We start from the raw sequence: 20,333 nt of genomic DNA, 5'->3' as shown, positions 1-20,333 counted from the left end.
GCAAAACCCCGAAAAGAAGGAAGGAGAATTGCGCGAAAAGCGGGGATGTGCGCAAAAGCTCAGAAAAGAAGAATAAGAATTGCGCGTAAAACGGATATGCGCGCAAAAGCTTAGAAAAGAAGAAGAAGAATTGCGCGAAAAAGCTGGGATGCACGCAAAAGCTCAGAAAAGCAGAAGAAGAATTGCGCGAAAACAAGAGATGCGCGCAAGACCCGAGAAAAGAGGAAGGGGAATTGTGCGAAAACAAGAGATGCGCGCAAAACCCGAGAAAAGAGGAAGGAGAATTGCGCGAAAACAAGAGATACGCGCAAGACCCGAGAAAAGAGGAAGAAGAATTGCGCGAAAACAAGAGATACGCGCAAAACCCGAGAAAGGGGAAGAAGAATTGCGCGAAAAAAAGGGATACGCGCAAGACTTGAGAAAAGAGGAAGAAGAATTGCGCGAAAACAAGAGATGCGCGCAAAACCCGAGAAAAGAGGAAGGGGAATTGCGCGAAAACAAGAGATGCGCGCAAAACCTGAGAAAAGAGGAAGAAGAATTGCGCGAAAACAAGAGATACGCGCAAAACCCGAGAAAAGAGGAAGGGGAATTGCGCGAAAACAAGAGATACGCGCAAGACTTGAGAAAAGAGGAAGAAGAATTGCGCGAAAACAAGAGATACGCGCAAGACTTGAGAAAAGAGGAAGGGGAATTGCGCGAAAACAAGAGATGCGTGCAAAAGCCGAGAGAAAAGGAACAAGATTTACGTGCGTTAGCCATACATGTCTTCGCCTCGTTCGCAAACGAAGGTGCTTTTATAGGTGCATTAAGTAGAGCAAAAACTTCCCCTCTCCTTCTGGTCGGTTTAAGAAGTACCGTAGCTTTATACCCTTCTCCCAGGATAAAACCGCGCCTCCTCCACCATTTTATTCTCCTTCGCCGTCACCTCAGATGGTGTCAATTTAAAAACCATCGTATAACTCCCTAAAGAAGATTGGTATTTTTCCACATGAGTTTGAGCCAGTTTTTTATCGTAGTATCCGGGGACGTATTTATCGAGCATGCCTTGCATAGCGGCGGTGGCTTCTGTTATGTCCGTTACGGCTTGAAGTTGCCCGAAAAGCATAACGCTCATATAGGCAGTGTCCGTTTTCGCCGGAATCGGGCTAACCATTGTACCGTAATCTTCTGCGATGGTGAAACAGCAATGAGGGTTCTCGCGGATTATTTCAATTTTTCTGCCGGCAGCAGCACCGTGAAAATAGAGCGATCCGTTCATCCAGGTATAGTTTAACGGAACGACGTAAGGATGATCACCATCAGTTAATCCCAGATAGCCTGTACGTGTATTACTTATTAGTTGTTCAATTAGGGCCTGATCTGTGCACGCTAATTTTTGATTGCGAATTTCATATGACATTTCCATCCCATCCTTCTTTGTAAATGTTAAAATAATCGTAAGAAAAATCTGTATTTAAGAAAAGTGCCAGAAAGGGAAAGTTTCTTAGGGACAGTTGGGGGTTATGTGGGATGGAAATCACACCATTTATTCACAGGGAAAAAACGATACCACTTTATAGTCAGCTTTATCATTGGATGAAGACAGAAATTGAAGAGGGACGGCTATTGCCGGGGACAAAGGTGCCATCGATTAGGCAACTGACCCATCACTTGCAGATTAGTAGAAATACTGTGGACGCAGCGTATCAGCAGTTACAAGCAGAAGGATATCTTGAGAGTATACCTCGCAGTGGGATTTGGGTGGCAGAAATAGAGGAACGACTCTCGCAATCTTCAGAAGAGGCATCACCAGCAATAATTGAAAGGAAGTCATCATCTAAGACGATGATTGACTTTGAATATGGAAACATCGATGTAGAAAAATTCCCTTTTAAAAGTTGGAAAAAATCTCTCTCTCATGCCATCGAAGAGGAAGGACAGGCGTTATCTCAGTATAGCGACAAGCAAGGAGAATGGTTATTACGGCAAGAGATTGCCACCTATTTATTGCAATCAAGAGGAGTTCATACGAGACCAGAGCAGATTTTGATTACGAGTGGCACACAATCAGCAGTAGAGATTATTTGCCGACTTTTGAAACTGCAGGGAAAAGAGGTGGCGATAGAAGAGCCGGGCTATAGTGGGGGGCGTACCGTCTTTGTTGATCAAGGCTGTGAGATGGTCCCTGTGCCGCTCGAGAAAGATGGTTTATCTATCTATCATCTACAGAAAAGTAAGGCAAAAGCCGTTTATGTGACCCCTTCTCACCAATTTCCGTTTGGGATGATTCTTCCAGTCGGTAAAAGAACGCAAATGCTTAACTGGGCTTATCAATCAGCTGGTTATATTATCGAGGATGATTATGACGGGGAGTTTCGTTATCAAGGTCAGCCTATCCCCTCGCTCAAATCGCTAGATGAAGAAGAAAAAGTCATCTACTTAGGAACTTTTTCAAAATCATTTCTCCCTTCCATGCGCATGAGCTTTATCGTTTTTCCACCTTCATTAATGAAGCAGTACGGACAGATGTTTCCTGATTATAATCAGCCAGTTTCACCAATGATACAAGTAGCTATGGCTAAGTTTATGCATGCAGGTGATTTTGAACGGCATATTCGGAGAATGAGAAAAACATATCAGAGAAAACATCAAACACTATTAAATAGTATTGAGCAACATTTAGGCAATAAAGTAAAAATTATTGGGGAAAAATCGGGCTTACATATCCTCCTAGAATTACAAGGGCAGGCAGCACCACAAGTGATTGAAAAAGGGTTAAAAAAAGGTGTAAAAGTTTACGCCCCTTCACGTTTTTGGCTACATCCAATTAGCGACAGCCAAAGGTATATCATGCTTGGGTTTGGTGGACTATCCATTGAGGAAATTGAAGAGGGAATTGCGCTTTTAGCTAGTTGCATATAAACGAAAGTAATCCCACTTTAAAAGTGGGATTACCATTCCTATTATTTTTTAACAACAGGAATCCACATTTCACCGTATACTGTACCGTTGTCCTCACTCATTTCCACTGTTGTGTTTGGTCCGCCAACATAGGCATAGTCAGTCATTTCTACTAATGCTTGACCAAAGGCCACAGCTGTTAGTTGATTACTTAATTCTTGAGCGGAGTCAGCTTTCCCTTCGACAACGAGGTAGGGTCCTTTAGGAAATTGGATAATTCTCGTTGCATCAGGTAATGTCTTTTCAGTCATCACGCCTGCATAATGCATCATTTTGTTATTGACCGCTTCGTTGACTGCGAAAATATAATTATTGTCTGCCACGGATTGAAGCTGCTCAAGTGTGCCATCCTTTTTCACAGTTTCCCAGAAATCGCTTTTCTGTTGATTGATGCTTTCTTGGTCTCTATAGTCCGCTACAATTTCAATTCCAAAGCCTAATACGACGAAACCTTCTTTTTCTTGTAATGAATAATTAGCCATTTTTATCGTCCTTCTTTCTTGAAATTTGACCAAATGATTGGTGTTTTCATTTGATGAGTTTATAATAACTTTAAATCATGTCAAAAAATGATACTGTTTAGGAGACTGAGATGAAAAAGGTTGAAAGAATTAATGTCATGATGCGATACATTAATAATCGTGCCCATTTTACGATTTCAGAAATCATGCAGGAATTTCAAATCTCTCGGTCAACAGCGATACGAGATATACGCGAGATCGAAAGTATGGGTGTCCCTCTTGTTGCGGAAGTGGGAAGAGACGGTGGTTATGCTGTCATGAAAAACGCTGTACTTCCCTCTGTTCGCTTCACTGATAACGAGTTAAAAGCACTATTTATAGCCTTTATGGCAACGAGAAACTTGCAATTACCTTATTTAAAGAGTCGCCAATCGTTAGCTGAAAAATTACTCGGTCTGATTTCAGAAGCCCAACAAGATGATCTCGTGCTTTTAAATAAGATTCTCTTATTTGAAGGAACGAACCCTCATAATCCTGAACTCTTAGAACTATCCGATTTACCTCATCCGATGTTAGAAAAACTGATTCAATTGATACTAACAGACCGTTATATGACCCTTTCTATTAACGATGTGGACTATCCTATTTATCTTATGCACCTTTACCGTGAGAAAAACATCTGGTGGGTGGAAGGCTTTGATATAAGCGAAGAAAAGAAAAGGCTGATAGCAGTCGATCATTTGACCGAAGTGAACGTCTTTCATACGAAAAAAAGATTAAGCAGAAACAGCATGCTAAAAAAGATGGCTGAACATCATGTGAAAGACAATATCGTCATGAAACTTGGACCAAAAGCCATTGCTCAATATAAAAAGTATCATCCTTTCAATGTGGCCCTTACCTATACAGACCCCTATCAAACAACAGCTATAGCAAAAATATATGTCACCATGGAGAAACGAGATCAACTAGAGGAAATAGCCAGTTGGTTGCTCTTTCTTGGTGAGGATGTAGAATTGGTGGAGGTGCCGAGAGAGGTTTATACAGCTTTAGAAGAGAGGCTCTATAAATTTCAGAAGAGAAAGAAAAGCCAATAAAAACGCCAACCCAGCAATAAGCTAGATTGGCGTTGCGTTATGCGAATGATGTTTTTCGCCAAAAAGCCCCTTTGTCACAAGAGCTAATCGGTGGGAAAACTTCTTCGGTTTCTAGTTGGGTTTTCTTTTCCTCGCCGGTTGGACTAGGTGTACGCGTCCCATCTGTATAACCATCCCATTCGTAGTAAGCATGAGCAGTGGAACGTTGACCTGTTTTAAATCTCTCTCCAATTGCCATAAATCTTACCTCCTTTAGGGGTGTTTGTCTCTATTTACCCGCGTTTATACAGGCTAAACCAGAAGCAAGTCCAACTTTATTTTGAGGTCTTTTTTCGGAAAACCCTCAAAAAGAACAAAAAGAAAAAGCCAGTAAGCGCAAGGCTTCTGACACAGTATGCTTTTTAACCATTTCGATGGAAGTATTACTTGTTCAAGGTCCTCATCCATTTTGCTTAACGTATCTTTTCCGCGTTTTGTTGGTAGAACCCCGTAATGAAAAAACATGTAATCCATGCAGTGGTTGTAACGATTATAGCTAGAAATAACCCCATAGCCTGCATGAAAATATCCTCTCCTTGATAGGATGGCTCAAGAGTGATGTAAAAAAAAGTAAATAAAACGGTTAATCCCATGTAAAAACTACTTCCAATAGTAGCTAACTTTAATCTATCCCCTTTTGAGCCATGCCAGGCTTTATTTACTGATGCCCATAAATAGATGCTTGTGCATACAGCTAAAACCATAAAAATTAAGTGAACATAGGGAATGACAAAATAGCCCACAATATAAAGAGCCAGAATGGTAGCAGAAAATAGGACTGTATTCATGAAGAATAGGAGAATCCCAGCTCCCCAATATGATTGGAACCATGGCGTCTTTTTTAAAAGGTGCACGAATGGATTCCCCTTGCCAAGTTGAGAGAGGATGGGGTTTTTAAAGAATATAATAACTAACATGATGAGTGAACCAACAAATAATATTAAAGACATTATAACCCTCCATAATAAAATTATTTCATATATAGGATACAATGTAATTTATTGAAAAACAATAAAAATTTATCGATATACTCAAGTTCCTCGTATGGTAAATTTGACTGAGGAAGAGGAGATGTGAATGATGAAACTCATAGGTAGTCATATTTATTTAGCAAGTCCCCAATTGAAAGAATTTCCTTATGTTTGGAATATGCTTAATGATAAGGATGCACGAAAGTATACGGGAGGCATTCCTCAAATAAGTTATGCCGAAAGAGAGTTATTATATGCTGAGCAATGTCAGACCTTTGGTGAAAACGGAAATTGGGAGTTTTCTATTTATTCTAAGGAAAACAATGATTATATGGGCTATGCAGGTTTTACTTTTGACGATGTCAATAAAAGATACTACCTCATGTATGGATTAGACAGGCAATATTGGGGAAAAGGTTATGCGACAGACGCAATCACCTTACTTCTAGCATTTGCAAATAAAAAATTAAATATTTCTACTATTTATGCGAGTGTTCATCCTGAGAACGCTTCGTCTATCCATTTGTTAAAGAAATTTTCATTTGCAAAAAGGGATAACGAAGATCTTTATATTCTGAGTAGTTAAAGTTACAGGAAATAAAAGAGGTTAGCTGTTTTTTATTTTCATAAAAGAAGAGATATAATAAAACAAATATGATACAAAAGGAGAGGCGATAAGAATGCCAGAAAGACATGTGTCAGGCTGGAATTTGCAAAATAGTTATAAGAAGCTGTCTCCCGGTCTTTTTACAGAAACAAAACCACAGCGAGCAAGTGGTCCAGAGATGGTGCAATGGAATAAAGAAGTAGCTGAAAGTTTAGGGATTAATAAAGAGTGGTTACAGAGTGAAGAGGGCATTAAGGTGTTAGCCGGAAACCAATTGCCAGAGGGCAGTGAGCCGATTGCACAAAGCTATGCAGGACATCAGTTTGGTCATTTTAATCGGCTAGGTGATGGGCGCGCCATACTTTTAGGGGAACAGTTGGCGGTAAACGGTGATCGCGTTGATATTCAGTTGAAAGGTGCCGGCAGAACACCGTATTCTCGAGGTGGGGATGGGCGTGCGGCGCTTGGACCGATGTTGAGGGAGTATCTCATCAGTGAAGCGATGCATGGTTTGGGCATTCCAACAACGAGAAGCTTAGCTGTAGTCGAAACGGGTGATGATATTGCACGCGAAACTTTATTACCAGGGGCCATTTTGACACGAGTGGCGGCGAGTCACATTCGTGTAGGCACTTTTCAATTTGCAGCTACCTTCACGAAACCGGAAGAATTGCAGGCGTTAGCTGATTATACCATTGAGCGTCATTATCCTGAGCTTTTAAAAGAAGACCATCCATACGTGGCCTTGTTGCGCAAAGTGATCGAAGTTCAGGCAGGGTTGATTGCTAAATGGCAAGCGGTCGGTTTTATTCACGGTGTCATGAACACGGATAATATGACGATCTCTGGGGAAACGATTGATTATGGACCATGTGCCTTTATGGATACGTATGACCCAGCAACGGTATTCAGCTCCATTGATGTTCAAGGTCGTTATGCATATGGGAACCAACCATATATGGCTGGTTGGAACTTGGCGCGCTTCGCAGAGTCACTGATTCCCTTATTACATGATGAAACCGAGGAAGCGGTGAAAATTGCGCAAGAGAAAATCGGCGAATACAATCGTATCTATATTCATAAGTGGACCGGAGAAATGAGGGCCAAACTCGGTCTGTTTACAGCAGAAGAATCAGATAAGGCTCTTATTCATGATTTACTCGAAATCATGAAGGAGCAAGGCGCGGATTATACGAACACATTCATCGCCCTGACCGATCGAACATTAGATCAGCCAGCGTTCAAAGAGTGGATAGTTCGTTGGCAAGAGCGGTTAAAGAGACAGGAAGCTTCAGAAGCGGAAGTGGAACAGTTAATGAAAAATCATAACCCAGCTGTTATTCCACGAAATTATTATGTTGAAAAAGCATTAACTGCAGCGGTGAACAAAGGGGATTATCATTTATTTGAGGAGCTATTAGCGGTGCTCGCTCATCCATATGCGCATACGGCAGAGCAGGAGAAGTATAAAGAGGTGCCGGTACAGGATGATAATTATCAAACATATTGCGGGACGTAAAAGAAGTGGGGGCGTGACCCTTGCTTTTTTTTTACGCATGTTTATGGGGATTTTTGTGGCGATTGCAAAATTGATCGGATACGGCGAGAAACCGAACGGGTCAAAAACCCGTAGCTGTAAGAAAGCCTGATTGGATTAAGCAGGAAACGCGTCAAAAAACGGAGCCAGTAGGAAAACATGATAGGATTAAGCAAGAAACGCGTCAAAAAACGGAGCCAGTAGGAAACCCTGATAGGATTAAGTAAGAAACGCGTCAAAAAACGGAGGCAGTAGGAAAACCTGGTTGGATTAAGCAGGAAACGCGTCAAAAAACGGTGTCAGTAGGAAAAATGGTTGGATTAAGCAAGAAACGCGTCAAAAAACGGAGTCAGTAGAAAAACCTGGTTGGATTAAGCAGGAAACGCGTCAAAAAACGGTGTCAGTAGGAAAAATTGGTTGGATTAAGCAAGAAACGCATCAAAAAACGGAGTCAGTAGGAAAACCTGATAGGATTAAGCAGGAAACGCGTCAAAAAACGGAGCCAGTAGGAAAACCTGATAGGATTAAGCAAAAAACGAGTCAAAAACCCTCGTCAGTAGAAAAAAGCTTGAATCAGCAGTGAAACAGAAGTAACAGCCATAGGCAATTGCAGTCAACCACCTACCACGAAAAACACACGAACATACAGCCCGTGTGTTTTGCTAACCTAGTTCTTCTCCATCACCGCAAAATAATTCTCTTCGTTATCGGCAAAGTTGAATACTTTACCAAAAGGCATTTCAACGAGCTCTCCTACTGTGATTTCTTTATTCTTATATGTTTGGTAGAGCTTTTCAATGTCAGTTGTATAAAACATTAGAGATGGTGTCCCAAGGTTTAATTCCGGGCTCATCTTTGCCACGGTTTGTTTATCTTGAAGGACAATCGTTGTTTCTGTTTGTTCGGACGAAGCAACCTCATACCATTTAAAATCTCCTTCGTCATTTTCCGCGATCAGTTTGAAGCCGATTTTTTCTATCCAAAATTGCAAGCTTGTTTGTTGGTCGTTGACGTATAACATGATTTGTCCTAGAGATAGGCTCAAATTAATTGCCTCCTTTATCTTGTCGCTTGACTATCCATATATATGACTTCCCACGTATGTCCATCAAGATCTTGAAAGCCCATTTGATACATAAATCCAAAGTCTTTTGCTTCAGATGCCAATCTACCACCAGCATCTAGCGCTTTTTTAATGATTTCATTGACTTGGTTTCTACTTTCAGCAGCAAAGGATGTAATGACCTCAATTTGGTCATTAGAATCAATGATGTTTTTGGCGGTAAAGTTTTTAAACTGTCCCTCTGTCATGAGCATGGAAAAAGTATATTCATTGATGACCATACATGCGGCGTCATCGTTCGTGAAATCGTCGTTGAAAGTAAACCCAATTTGTTTAAAAAAGTCCATTGACTTCTTTAGGTCTTTCACAGGTAAATTAATAAATGTCATCTTAGGTTGAAAAGACATTTCTTGTCACCTTCTCTTTCATAGTTAATGGTAAGACTGATTTCACGTTAATTATAGAGACATGCTATGAGGTAGTCAATTTTAATTTAGAATATTCTGTAAAAAGAACATACTTCATTCCTTCTTATCATTCTTCATAACAGAGATACACCCCTTTTTCTATGTCTAGGTTTAGGAAAGGGGTGTATTAAATCGCTAATCTTCCTTTTTTAATGCAATAACAATCTTTGTACCTTGATGCTGTTCACTAGTCAGATAAACGGTGCCACCGTGGGCTGTAATGATATCTCTCGCAATCGCCATTCCAAGCCCAGTACCTTGTGCTTTTGTATTAGTGCCACGGTAGTATCGGTCAAAAATTTGCTCTAGGTCGTCGGGAGCGATGCCGTTTCCATTATCCTCAATGATTAGTTTTCCAGCTTCTAGACGAATATCTACCTCAACGTCTGATGCATTATGCAGAAGGGCATTGTGAATAAAATTCAATAGAGCTCGTTTCATTAAATGCTGGTCGATGGACCAAATGAGTGCCGGATCATCACTTTCAAAATTGATATGATAGCCGTCATAACGAGGATCATTCAGGATGTCTATAACAATTTCCCGCGTAAATCGTTCTGCCGTTATTTCTTGTATGTGCAAAGGTAATTCTTGGTTGCGTAATCGCAGTGTTAGGTTAAAGTCATCTAGTAGTTCTTTCATATAAAGAGATTGCCGCTCAATGACTTCTGCGTACTCCTGTCTCTCCGCGTGGGAAACTTGCTCCTCATTTAATAACTCGGCATAGCCGCGAATGGAGGCAAGCGGTGTTTTTAAATCATGGGAAACATTACTTATCCATTCGTTACGCATATTTTCGAGTTTTTTACGTTCTTCCTCATGCGCTTGAAGGGTAGTGGAAACTTCATTCAGATTGGCAAACACAGGTTTATAAATACCTGCTCGTTTCGTCTTTTGAACAGTGAAATTTCGTGCTTTAAGTTGAGAAATGCGTTCAATCATATAATGAACAGGCTTGGTCAGTATTGTGCTAAAGAGTAGCCCAACAATAGCTGCGATAATCAAATCAACAATCGTTATGGCAATGATTGCTTTGAAGACATACGTAATGACTGAAGTGGTATCCATCATGAAAGTAACGCGCTCCTCTTTACTTTGGGGGACACCAATGATGTAACTATATTCTTCGAATTCCCCGAGGAAATACGTATTAAAATAATCGTCCATATACTTATATTTATGTACAAGTTCTACAGGGCTATAATGATTTGCAACTCCATCAGGTGCAAATTTAGAGGAAATCACCTCTCCATTTTGATTTAAAATTTGCAGCCACGCACCGAATGATTCTAGCGCCTCTACTCCTTCAGCTGAAAGAGTTGGTTGTTCATCCTCTATTGTTAAATAGTTAGAAAAAGAACGGGTGAATCGTTCGGCTGAACCACTTTCTACTTGATCAATGCCTTGTTGTTGCTGATAAATAAGCAAACCAATTAAAACCATTGTATTAACAATGATGACGATGAAAACGATGCTTAAAATTGAGAATAAATACCTACCAGTTAATTTCCATTTCATTTGTCCTCACCTATTTTACATTCAGTCGATACCCGAGCCCTTTAACCGTCGTAATGAAGGTCGGTTTGGAGGGGTTATCTTCCATTTTCTCACGTAATCTGCGGATATGAACCATTAAAGTATTATCTGCTCCGTAGAAGTCTTCACCCCACACGGTTTGAAACAATGTTTCCTTACTAAGTATTCGATTTGGGTTTCGGATAAAACAAGCCATTAACCCAACTTCCTTAGCAGTTAGTTCTATGCGTTGATCCTGCTTGTACACTTCTGTTTGTTCTTTATTTAAGGCAAAAGGACCGGCAGTCATCATCGTTGTTTCTATCATTGCTTGTTCAGATATCTGTTGTGAATAGCTGCCAGCACGTCGGAGTTGCGCTTTGACACGATAAGCAACTTCTTTTGGGCTGAATGGTTTTGTAATATAGTCATCTCCGCCAATTGCCAATCCTAATATCTTATCGATTTCATCTGTTTTGGCGGATAGGAATAAAATTGGAATTCTCGAGACTTCACGGATTTTTTTACATAAATCGTATCCCTCACCGTCAGGAAGCATCACATCGAGAATCGCTAAATCTGGGGAGAAAGCCTGGAATTGTTCCCAACCACTCTTAACTGTACCTGCTGTTTGTATGGATTGAAATCCTTCTTTTTTTAGAGAAGTTTGCATGAGCTGACATAAATCTTGTTCATCATCAACGATTAGAATACGAGGCTGTTCCACATTGATTCCTTCCTTTCATCTATCTATTAGCCTTATCTTAACAGTGTTTAACGATTATTATATACAATTTAAGGATTTTGTAAGGTAGAAGTGAATTTAGTGTAAGGATGGGGAGGTAAAGTAGAGACATAAGAAAGAGGTGCTTAATATATGGAATCATTATTAGTTGTAAAAAAGGTAGAAAAAATATACGGAAAAGGTGCAAACACATTTCATGCGCTTCAGAATATATCATTTGACATTAACCATGGGGAATTTGTAGGCGTTATGGGGCCATCAGGAGCTGGGAAGTCTACCTTACTAAATGTATTGGCAACAATTGACTCTCCGACAAACGGTGATATTTATATTGAAGAAGACAATATTGCCAAAATGAAAGAAGAGAAGTTAGCGGATTTTCGCCGTGATCATTTAGGTTTTATTTTTCAAGACTACAATCTACTCGATTCATTAACTGTTCGAGAAAATATTGTCTTGCCACTGGCGATTGCTAAAAAATCAGCAAAGGAAATGGCTGAAAAAGTAGAGACATTAGCGCATACTTTCGGGATTGCTTCTTTATTGGATAAATATCCTTATCAAATATCTGGAGGTCAGAAACAAAGAACGGCAGCTTGTCGTGCATTGATTTCGAATCCTAAATTGATTTTTGCTGATGAACCGACTGGTGCTTTGGATTCAAAGTCAGCAACAGACTTACTAGAAAGCATGAGCCAATTAAATGAAAAGCATGAAACAACGATTATGATGGTTACGCATGATGCTTATGCTGCTAGTTTTTGCCGAAGAATTCTTTTTATTAAAGATGGCCAATTATCAAAGGAAATCTATCGTGGTTCACATACGAGAAAAGAGTTTTTCCAAATGATCTTAGCGGAATTGGCACAACTAGGCGGTGACGATAATGACGCTATTTGATTTAGCGATCAAAAATATTCGTCGAAATGTGAAGAGTTATGGGCTGTACATCGGCTCGATGATTTTCTCTATTATCATTTATTTTACTTTTGTCACGTTGAAATATAGTGAAGACATCACTGCCTTGGCAGCAGTCTCAAAGCAAGTCAGTAGTATTATGAGTGCATCTGCATTTGTCCTGATTATTTTTGTTGCTGTATTTATCCTTTATTCGAACTCTTTTTTTATGAAAAAAAGGAAGCTGGAAGTAGCGCTTTATTCCTTACTTGGGGTACGTAAACGCTCCATCGGTTTTATGCTTTTTTTCGAGAATATCGTTATTGGCGTAATTGCCTTAATTATTGGTGTTGGCTTGGGCTTCTTACTATCACAACTTCTCTTAATGGTTTTATTAAAATTAATGGGACTTGAAGTAATGAGCAGTCTAGCATTTTCACCAAGTGCAGTTGTTAATACAGTCATCGTCTTTATGATTCTGTTTTTATTTACGTCATTACAAGGGTATCGTGTAATTTATCGTTTTAAGTTAATTGATTTATTTCACGCAGAAAAGAAAGGCGAGGAATTGCCGAAAGCACGTCTTATTTCGGCTTTATTAGGTGTGGCATCATTAGCAGGTGCTTATTGGTTGGCGTTGCAAGATTTGATGACTTCAGAAGTATGGCGCTTACTTAGTGTAGCTATGCCATTAGTTATTATTGGATTAACGGTGTTAGGAACGTATCTTATTTTTAATAGTGTACTTGTTTATATTTTATCGAAATTAAAAAATCAAAAGAACTGGGCTTGGAAAGGCTTAAATCTATGGACAACGTCACAGCTATTGCACCGCATTCGTGGAAATGCACGAACACTAACAGTGATTGCAACTTTAAGTGCGACAACAATTACTGCTGGTGGTGCGGTATTTGGGCTTTATTATAATGCGGATAAAGAAATAGAGACCTATACGCCTATTACATTTATGTGGGAGGGCGAGCCACAGAAAATTACACAAGACATTGTTGTGTATGAAGAGGAAATCAAAAGTAAAACTGTCCGTATAGCTGAAGGTGGCATGGAAATTGACTACCAAGTAATGGATTATTCAACCTTCAAGCAATTGGCTACACGACAAGGGTGGGAGGACCTCCCTACCATTAATCAGGAAGAGGCATTCATCCTGGATACGTATTATGATGAGCGTTGGTCGACGAAAGTAGATGAGGTTAAGCTTAATAAGCAGACATTAAATGTGATCGCTTACGAGGATCGATCCGTTGTTAATACCTTCACAATGGGAGGTAAATTATTAGTTGTAACAGATGCTTTGTTTGAACAAATAGACAGCCCGCAGGTGACCTACCAAGCGGTTCAAGTGGAAGATTATAAAAAGCAGCAAGCACTATCAGATGATTTAGCTGCTTCTACAGAACAATTTTCAAGTGCAACACAACAATATAAAGATTCCATTGAAGCTTCAGGCTCTATGCTATTTGTTGGAAGCTTTCTTGGACTCGTATTCTTAGTCGCTACGGGTAGCATCATTTTCTTTAAGATGATGACTGAAGCAGAAGAAGATAAAGGGAAATATCAAGTGTTATACAAAATTGGTGTGTCACAAAAAGAAATGAAACGAACGATTAGACATCAGGTGGGAATGATCTTTACTGCGCCGTTACTACTTGGATTAATGCATGGAGCGATCGCCTTAGTTGCATTTTCTAATTTGCTAATGATGAATCTGCTTATACCAGTAGTAATATGGATGCTAGCATATACAATGATCTATTTCATCTATTATTTCTTAACGATAAGAAGCTTTCAAAAGACGATATTTTCAATGTTAGGGGAGAGATAAATGAAGAAGACAACTGGGGTTATTGGAGGAATTGTCATCGTTTTTATTGTGGCAGTTATTCTATTAATAAATATAGATTTTAATCGTTTAGGCAAAGAGAATGCGTATGTTCAATTAAATGAAGAGCCGAGAGTAGAAGAAGAAACATTAGAATCAGGAGAAGTGATGAAAAGGTATTGGTATGAGCTGCCAGCTTATAATAAAGAAGGCAAAGCAATCGCAGTAGAATTCTCTGCTTCTAGAGCTTTGCGTGAGGATGCCTACTTAATGCTTTACCTTGATGATAGTAATGAAGTCACGTCTTACGATGAAGTAAAAGAAAGTGATATTCCTTCAGAAGTAATAGAAAAAATAAAATCGTAAAGATAGGTCCCTGAAATTTTTATTCGGGGGCTTTTAAGTATTTTGGAATAATAAATAATTAGAATGGTAAAGTTGAATAAAACAGCAAAATATCCGTTAAAAGCAAATAAAAGAATACCCACTAAGAAAAAATGCGCGGAACTTTCCAACTTTTATCTGTTTTCCATTATTTTTTTCAGTCAAATATCAAAAAATTTTATATAATATAAATAGGATTTATACTATTATAGAGGGAGAAGAATTTCTTCTATGATGGATAATTGCCAATTTTATAGTATAATTAGTATTGAGAAATATATATTTTGCAAAGATTGATGATATTTAATTTAGCGCATTTTAAAGAGAAGGTGCCTGCACAATGTAAACGTTTGCCTACATCGACCAACAACTGGAAGGGTAGAGAAGCGTTTTTGGTGTAGGTTAGACTATTGTCTTATTTTCTCTGCAAATTTCACGGTATAAGGATGGTAAAAAATGAGCAACGGGGAAACCAAAGAAGTGATTTTAATTGGTGCTGGGATTATGAGCGCGACTTTAGGTTCGCTCTTAAAAGAATTAGTTCCAGACTGGAAAATCAAAGTGTTTGAGAAATTGGATAAAACAGGGGAAGAAAGTTCAAATGAGTGGAACAATGCAGGTACAGGTCATGCTGCATTATGTGAGCTTAACTATACGAAAGAAAATCCAGATGGTTCTGTTGATATTAAGAAAGCCATCAATATTAACGAGCAGTTCCAAGTTTCTAAACAATTTTGGGCTTATCTAGTTGATAGTCAATTAATTAGAAGACCACAAGAGTTCATTATGCCTTTGCCACATATGAGTTTAGTGCAAGGACAAAAAAATGTAGAGTTTTTGAAAAGACGTCATGAAGCAATGTCTAGCAATCCACTATTTGCTAGTATGGAGTATGCGACAGATCATGAAACATTAAAAAAATGGATTCCATTAATTATGGAAAACCGTGCAACTACTGATGCGATTGCCGCAACAAAAATCGATTCAGGGACAGATGTAAACTTCGGTGCTCTTACACGTTTATTATTCCAACAACTAGAGTCTCAAGGTGTGGAAATGCACTATCAGCATAGTGTAGATGATTTAAAACGCACAAGAGATGGCGGCTGGGAAGTGAAAGTACGTGACCATGCAGGTGGAAACCTGGAAAACCATAAAGCAGACTTTGTCTTTATCGGTTGTGGAGGCGGTAGCTTACACTTACTACAAAAGTCAGGTATTCCTGAAGGGAAAGGCATTGGCGGGTTCCCTGTAAGTGGAATATTTATGTCTTGTACAAACCAAGAGATCGTGGAACAGCATCATGCGAAAGTTTATGGTAAAGCGCCTGTGGGTGCACCACCAATGTCTGTGCCGCATTTGGATACAAGATACATTAATAACAAAAAATCATTATTATTCGGTCCATTCGCCGGCTTCTCACCAAAGTTTTTAAAAAATGGATCCATGTTTGATTTAATCACTTCTGTTAAGCCAAGCAATGTGTTAACCATGTTATCAGCTGGTGTGAAGGAAATGGGCTTAACAAAATATCTAATTGAGCAAGTGCTACAGTCAAAAGAAAAGCGTATGGAGCAATTACGTGAATTCGTTCCAAATGCAAAAAGTGAAGACTGGGAATTAGTCATTGCTGGACAACGTGTGCAAGTGATTAAAGATACAGAAGAAGGCGGAAAAGGGACGCTCCAATTTGGTACTGAAGTGGTAACGGCAGGCGACGGTTCAATAGCTGCTTTATTAGGCGCATCACCAGGGGCATCAACAGCTGTTCCAGTAATGCTGGATATCATTGAGCGCTGCTTCCCAGAAAACATAAAAGAGTGGGAGCCAAAAATTAAAGAGATGGTACCATCTTACGGTCTTTCTTTATCAGAAAATCCGGAGTTACTCCAAAAAGTAAATCAAACGACTGACCGAGCGCTCGGTTTAGATCAAAATAAAGCGATTCATAATTAATATATATGAGAGAGAAACCTGAACATCACAGCTGAAGTGTGGAATGTTCAGGTTTTTTTGTGTTTATGAATGGTTATTGATTGGTGGGGAATATTGTAAGCCTGTCCGAACAGCCGAATGATAAATAGTTGAAAATCAGAGGAATTTTGGAAAATGATTGTGATTAGATACGAGTTCAGAGTAGCGTATTTATGATTGTGCATAGGCGAACTACCCGCATAATCTGACAGAATAAATGTAACTTTTGTGAAAATAGCCCTTTAGTCCCCTGGCGTTTTTCTATACAAACCCTTTTCCCTCTCCGGTTATTAATAAATCATTTATGAAATCCGTCCGTAATGTTGCTGTTCTAAACCCTATATTTCCCTTAGTGTGTAAGTATTATCTATTGTCAAATCCTAATATAATCTGATATGATTTATTCGTAAAGTATTTAGACGTCTAAATATATTATTTTAATAAAGGGGTCTTTCTCATGAAATTGAATGGTAAGGTTGCGATTATTACTGGGAGTGCTTCTGGAATCGGAAGAGGAATGGCGCTTGCGATGGCAAAAGAAGGCGCGCATGTTGCCATTGTTGATGTGAATGAAGAAAAAGGGAAAGAGACATTAGCAGAGATTCGTGTTCACACAGAAGGTATGCTGTTTATCAAAGATATCACAGTACAAGAAAACATTACGCAAATTGTTGAAGAAGTTGTTAGGAAGTTTGGTAAACTTGATATTCTCGTAAATAATGCACATGTATCTAAGCAGGTGCTCTTTAATGAAACAACTCAAGAACATTTTGACCTTTCTTTTAACACTGGTTTTTATCCAACGGTTCGCTTTATGCAAGCGGCGTATCCTGAGTTAAAGAAAAATAAAGGAAAAGTCATTAATTTTGCTTCAGGAGCGGGAATTGATGGACAAGTGACACAAACAGCTTATGCTGCTGCGAAAGAAGCGATACGTGCCATCACACGTGTAACAGCAAATGAATGGGGACCTGATCATATTAATATTAACTTGATTTCTCCAATTGCTTTAACACCAGGTGTTGAACAATGGAAGCAACATGCGCCAGAAGCATATGATGCGATGGTAAATAAGATTCCATTACGCCGTTTAGGTGATCCTGAAAATGATATCGGAAAAGTAGCTGTATTCTTAGCAAGTGAAGATTCAAACTACATTACTGGACAAACTATTCTTGTTGATGGTGGATCAATAAAATTACATTAATTCAAAAATCTCCTACCAAAATAAATGGCGGGGGATTTTTTTGTCTCTAATTCAGATTCCATCATTATAAGTAGACAGAATGTTTGTAAATGCCCGTCAAAATGACATTATAGAGGGATTGAGCTATAATATATCCGTTATTGATTACCTTTCATAAATGGAAAGGGGGTTTATTTCATTTGATTCAAATGCATGATATAAGTAAACGCTTCGCTGATTATGAAGCGATTAAAGCGGTTGATATCGAAGTAAATGAAGGCGAGATCTACGGCATCATTGGTGCAAGTGGAGCGGGGAAATCGACATTACTACGGTTAATGAACTTGCTTGAAGTACCCGATTGCGGTGAAGTCGTTGTTGATGGAAAAAACTTGATGACGATGAAACCAAAACAGTTAAGAGAAGCGAGAAAATCAATGGGGATGATTTTTCAGCATTTTAATCTTGTGGCGAATTTAACCATTTATGATAATGTCGAGGTTTGTCTTCAGCTAGCAAACTATCCGAAGCATCGACGAAGAGAAAGAGTGATGGAATGCTTGAGGTTCGTCGGTCTTGCTCATTTGGAAAAGCAGTACCCACAAAGTTTAAGTGGCGGTCAAAAACAAAGAGTGGCGATTGCTAGGGCCCTTGCGAACGAGCCTAAGGTGTTATTATGCGATGAACCAACTTCTTCGCTTGATCCTCATACAACAGCAGAAATTCTCGCTGTGCTAGAGGAGATTAATCGTACATTAGGGGTCACGATTGTCATTGTTAGCCATGAGATGGAGGTTATACAAAGCATTTGTCACCGCGTATCGGTCATGGCAGATGGTTCTGTCTATAAGACAATCGAGCTAGAACCAAAAGGCATCCCTGATGTGGACCACACCCCTGAATATTTTATTGAAAAATTAACAGGTGAGGTGAGCGGGGATGCCTGAAGTATTGCAAAGGTATGAGGCGGAAATATGGCAAGCGATTGGCGAGACTTTTGCGATGGTGGGGATGTCTATTTTTGCCGCTGTCATCGTGGGACTCCCTGTTGGAACACTACTTTTTCTTTGTCGAAAAGGGAATTTACTCGAAAGCCGAGCTGTTTTTTCGATTTTAAATTTATTGGTTAATACGATTCGTTCTTTTCCATTTTTATTATTAGTCGTCTTCTTGATTCCTTTTACAAGGTTCATTATTGGGACAGCGATAGGCACAGCGGCAGCAACTGTACCGCTTTCTATTATCGCTATCGCACATTATTCTCGCCTTGTAGAGCAGTCTTTATTAGATGTCCCTAGAGGCGTAATAGAGGCAGCAAAGGCAATGGGGGCATCGGTTGTCGAAGTTGTCTTCAAATTTTTGTTTGTCGAAGCACGTTCAGGGCTAGTCCTTGGCTTAACGACTTCAATTATTAGTTTTATATCCTATTCCACTATTATGGGGGTAGTAGGTGGTGGAGGAATTGGTGATTTCGCCATTCGCTATGGATATCAACAATTTATGACGGATTTAATGATATATATGATCATTATTATGGTCATTCTGGTACAGTGCATCCAGTTTATTGGGACAACAGTTGCGAGAGTGATTGATAAGAGATGATTACATACTGAAGGAGGAAAATATGAAAAGACTATTTGCTTTAATGATACTAAGTATTTTGATGCTTGCTGCTTGTGGTCAAGAAACAGAAGATCAAACAGACGATAAACAAATAAATGGTGGTGACAGTAAAGAAGAGGTAACACTAAAAGTCGCTTCGCTTATTCCACCGATGACAGAGATTCTTGAGTTAGTAGCGCCACAACTGAAAGAAGAGGGCATTCATCTAGAGATGGTTGTGCTAAGTGATAATGTGCAACCCAATACAGCATTAGCGGCAAAAGAAGTAGATGCAAACTTTTTTCAACATGTTCCTTATATGGAGGAGTACAATCGTAGTAATGATGCGAATTTAGTGGCAATACAAGAGATTTATTTTGCTAATTATGGTGTTTATTCAAAGAACTTTGAAGATATAGCTGATTTACCTGAAGGAGCAACGATTGCCATTGCCAATGATGTATCCAATATTGACCGTTCATTAGCATTACTAGCGCAACATGATGTGATTGAATTAAAAGAAAAAACAGGTCCATATTATACGAAATCAGACATCACATCTAATCCAAAGAATTATCAGTTCGAAGAGGTAGATTTATTAATGCTAGCGAGAATGTATGATGATGCTGATGCAGTCGTAATGACTCCTGCTTATGCTGCACCACTGGGCTTAACACCAAAAAGTGATGCACTACTAACAGAAGGTATTGATAATGACTTTGCCATTACACTTGTCGCTCGCGAAGATAACAAAGATTCAGAAGCGATTCAAAAACTTGCAGAAGCAATGACAAGCCCTGAAGTGAAAAAATTCTTAGAAGAAAATTATGATGAAACGGCGATTCCGGCATTTGAATAACATAGAAATGTCTATGATCTAGAAGCTGGAACAAAACTAAATTATTCACTTCTAATTCTTAACTAAACTAAATACGTGAAAAATAATAAAAAACGAACTAATCTGAAGCTCTAAAATAGAGTTTCAAATATTAGTTCGTTTTTTCATTT

21 protein-coding genes are annotated in these 20,333 nt (G+C 39.1%); 13 read left to right on the top strand and 8 right to left on the bottom strand.

Going from position 1 to position 20,333, the window contains the following annotated elements:
• Window positions 1–79 precede the first annotated feature (79 nt).
• The gene (locus U9M49_RS12510; protein ID WP_322909894.1) at window positions 80–967 is read left to right on the top strand and encodes a hypothetical protein; all 888 of its coding nucleotides are present in this window, start codon (window positions 80–82) and stop codon (window positions 965–967) included.
• On the opposite strand, the gene U9M49_RS12505 is transcribed toward U9M49_RS12510, so the two are convergent.
• Window positions 863–1,399 (bottom strand): pyridoxamine 5'-phosphate oxidase family protein, encoded by a 537-nt coding sequence (locus U9M49_RS12505; RefSeq protein ID WP_281202976.1) that lies wholly within the window; start codon window positions 1,397–1,399, stop codon window positions 863–865. The two genes, U9M49_RS12510 and U9M49_RS12505, sit on opposite strands and share 105 nt — an antisense overlap.
• A 110-nt stretch (window positions 1,400–1,509) precedes the next feature.
• Here U9M49_RS12505 and U9M49_RS12500 point away from each other — a divergent pair, with 110 nt between their 5' ends.
• Window positions 1,510–2,901, top strand: a complete 1,392-nt coding sequence (locus U9M49_RS12500) for a PLP-dependent aminotransferase family protein (RefSeq protein WP_322909893.1) — start codon at window positions 1,510–1,512, stop codon at window positions 2,899–2,901.
• Between the two features lie 41 nt (window positions 2,902–2,942).
• Here the strand turns inward: U9M49_RS12500 and U9M49_RS12495 are convergent, their stop codons facing one another.
• Window positions 2,943–3,422, bottom strand: coding sequence for a GyrI-like domain-containing protein (locus U9M49_RS12495; RefSeq protein WP_289435023.1), 480 nt, complete (start codon window positions 3,420–3,422; stop codon window positions 2,943–2,945).
• A gap of 110 nt (window positions 3,423–3,532) precedes the next feature.
• On the opposite strand from U9M49_RS12495, the gene U9M49_RS12490 reads away from it, so the two are divergent.
• Window positions 3,533–4,498, top strand: a complete 966-nt coding sequence (locus U9M49_RS12490; protein ID WP_322909892.1) for a helix-turn-helix transcriptional regulator — start codon at window positions 3,533–3,535, stop codon at window positions 4,496–4,498.
• 37 nt (window positions 4,499–4,535) lie between these two features.
• Here the strand turns inward: U9M49_RS12490 and U9M49_RS12485 are convergent, their stop codons facing one another.
• Entirely contained in the window at window positions 4,536–4,736 is a 201-nt protein-coding gene (locus U9M49_RS12485) for a YjzC family protein (protein WP_322909891.1), read from the bottom strand.
• A gap of 214 nt (window positions 4,737–4,950) precedes the next feature.
• Window positions 4,951–5,487 (bottom strand): hypothetical protein, encoded by a 537-nt coding sequence (locus U9M49_RS12480; RefSeq protein ID WP_307319538.1) that lies wholly within the window; start codon window positions 5,485–5,487, stop codon window positions 4,951–4,953.
• 127 nt (window positions 5,488–5,614) lie between these two features.
• Here U9M49_RS12480 and U9M49_RS12475 point away from each other — a divergent pair, with 127 nt between their 5' ends.
• Together U9M49_RS12475 and U9M49_RS12470 are read left to right on the top strand one after the other, a co-directional pair.
• The gene (locus U9M49_RS12475) at window positions 5,615–6,094 is read left to right on the top strand and encodes a GNAT family N-acetyltransferase (protein WP_307319541.1); all 480 of its coding nucleotides are present in this window, start codon (window positions 5,615–5,617) and stop codon (window positions 6,092–6,094) included.
• Between the two features lie 94 nt (window positions 6,095–6,188).
• Window positions 6,189–7,634 carry a protein adenylyltransferase SelO gene (locus U9M49_RS12470; protein ID WP_322909890.1) on the top strand — a complete coding sequence of 482 codons (1,446 nt, stop codon included), beginning with the start codon at window positions 6,189–6,191 and terminating at the stop codon, window positions 7,632–7,634.
• Between the two features lie 685 nt (window positions 7,635–8,319).
• On the opposite strand, the gene U9M49_RS12465 is transcribed toward U9M49_RS12470, so the two are convergent.
• From U9M49_RS12465 to U9M49_RS12450, 4 genes are all read right to left on the bottom strand, one after another.
• Window positions 8,320–8,673: a VOC family protein gene (locus U9M49_RS12465; protein ID WP_411675022.1), complete on the bottom strand. Its 354-nt coding sequence runs from the start codon at window positions 8,671–8,673 to the stop codon at window positions 8,320–8,322.
• Between the two features lie 38 nt (window positions 8,674–8,711).
• Window positions 8,712–9,122: a VOC family protein gene (locus U9M49_RS12460; RefSeq protein ID WP_095371398.1), complete on the bottom strand. Its 411-nt coding sequence runs from the start codon at window positions 9,120–9,122 to the stop codon at window positions 8,712–8,714.
• A 195-nt stretch (window positions 9,123–9,317) separates the two neighbouring features.
• Window positions 9,318–10,700: a HAMP domain-containing sensor histidine kinase gene (locus U9M49_RS12455; protein ID WP_322909889.1), complete on the bottom strand. Its 1,383-nt coding sequence runs from the start codon at window positions 10,698–10,700 to the stop codon at window positions 9,318–9,320.
• Between the two features lie 10 nt (window positions 10,701–10,710).
• Entirely contained in the window at window positions 10,711–11,424 is a 714-nt protein-coding gene (locus tag U9M49_RS12450) for a response regulator transcription factor (RefSeq protein ID WP_322909887.1), read from the bottom strand.
• A gap of 150 nt (window positions 11,425–11,574) precedes the next feature.
• On the opposite strand from U9M49_RS12450, the gene U9M49_RS12445 reads away from it, so the two are divergent.
• From U9M49_RS12445 to U9M49_RS12410, 8 genes are all read left to right on the top strand, one after another.
• Window positions 11,575–12,342: an ABC transporter ATP-binding protein gene (locus U9M49_RS12445; RefSeq protein WP_322909885.1), complete on the top strand. Its 768-nt coding sequence runs from the start codon at window positions 11,575–11,577 to the stop codon at window positions 12,340–12,342.
• Window positions 12,329–14,182, top strand: a complete 1,854-nt coding sequence (locus U9M49_RS12440) for an FtsX-like permease family protein (RefSeq protein ID WP_322909884.1) — start codon at window positions 12,329–12,331, stop codon at window positions 14,180–14,182. The genes U9M49_RS12445 and U9M49_RS12440 overlap by 14 nt, the downstream gene beginning before the upstream one ends.
• The gene (locus U9M49_RS12435) at window positions 14,183–14,545 is read left to right on the top strand and encodes a YxeA family protein (protein WP_095371402.1); all 363 of its coding nucleotides are present in this window, start codon (window positions 14,183–14,185) and stop codon (window positions 14,543–14,545) included.
• A 474-nt stretch (window positions 14,546–15,019) separates the two neighbouring features.
• Complete coding sequence (locus U9M49_RS12430) at window positions 15,020–16,519, top strand: malate:quinone oxidoreductase (protein ID WP_095371403.1); 1,500 nt, start codon at window positions 15,020–15,022, stop codon at window positions 16,517–16,519.
• Between the two features lie 475 nt (window positions 16,520–16,994).
• Window positions 16,995–17,744 (top strand): SDR family NAD(P)-dependent oxidoreductase, encoded by a 750-nt coding sequence (locus tag U9M49_RS12425; protein ID WP_251162420.1) that lies wholly within the window; start codon window positions 16,995–16,997, stop codon window positions 17,742–17,744.
• Window positions 17,745–17,923: 179 nt separating this feature from the next.
• A complete protein-coding gene (locus tag U9M49_RS12420; RefSeq protein WP_095371405.1) occupies window positions 17,924–18,670 on the top strand; it encodes a methionine ABC transporter ATP-binding protein in 747 nt (248 codons plus the stop codon).
• Window positions 18,663–19,325 carry a methionine ABC transporter permease gene (locus U9M49_RS12415; RefSeq protein WP_322909883.1) on the top strand — a complete coding sequence of 221 codons (663 nt, stop codon included), beginning with the start codon at window positions 18,663–18,665 and terminating at the stop codon, window positions 19,323–19,325. Before U9M49_RS12420 ends, U9M49_RS12415 begins: the two co-directional genes overlap by 8 nt.
• A gap of 22 nt (window positions 19,326–19,347) precedes the next feature.
• Window positions 19,348–20,184 carry a MetQ/NlpA family ABC transporter substrate-binding protein gene (locus tag U9M49_RS12410; protein ID WP_322909881.1) on the top strand — a complete coding sequence of 279 codons (837 nt, stop codon included), beginning with the start codon at window positions 19,348–19,350 and terminating at the stop codon, window positions 20,182–20,184.
• The last annotated feature ends 149 nt before the right edge of the window (window positions 20,185–20,333 follow it).

Origin of the sequence: Cytobacillus sp. OWB-43, assembly GCF_034651445.1 — a bacterium.
Classification (GTDB): domain Bacteria; phylum Bacillota; class Bacilli; order Bacillales; family Cytobacillaceae; genus Cytobacillus; species Cytobacillus kochii.
The sequence above is the reverse complement of the archived record's forward strand: the minus strand, read 5'-3'. Positions and strand labels throughout refer to the sequence as shown.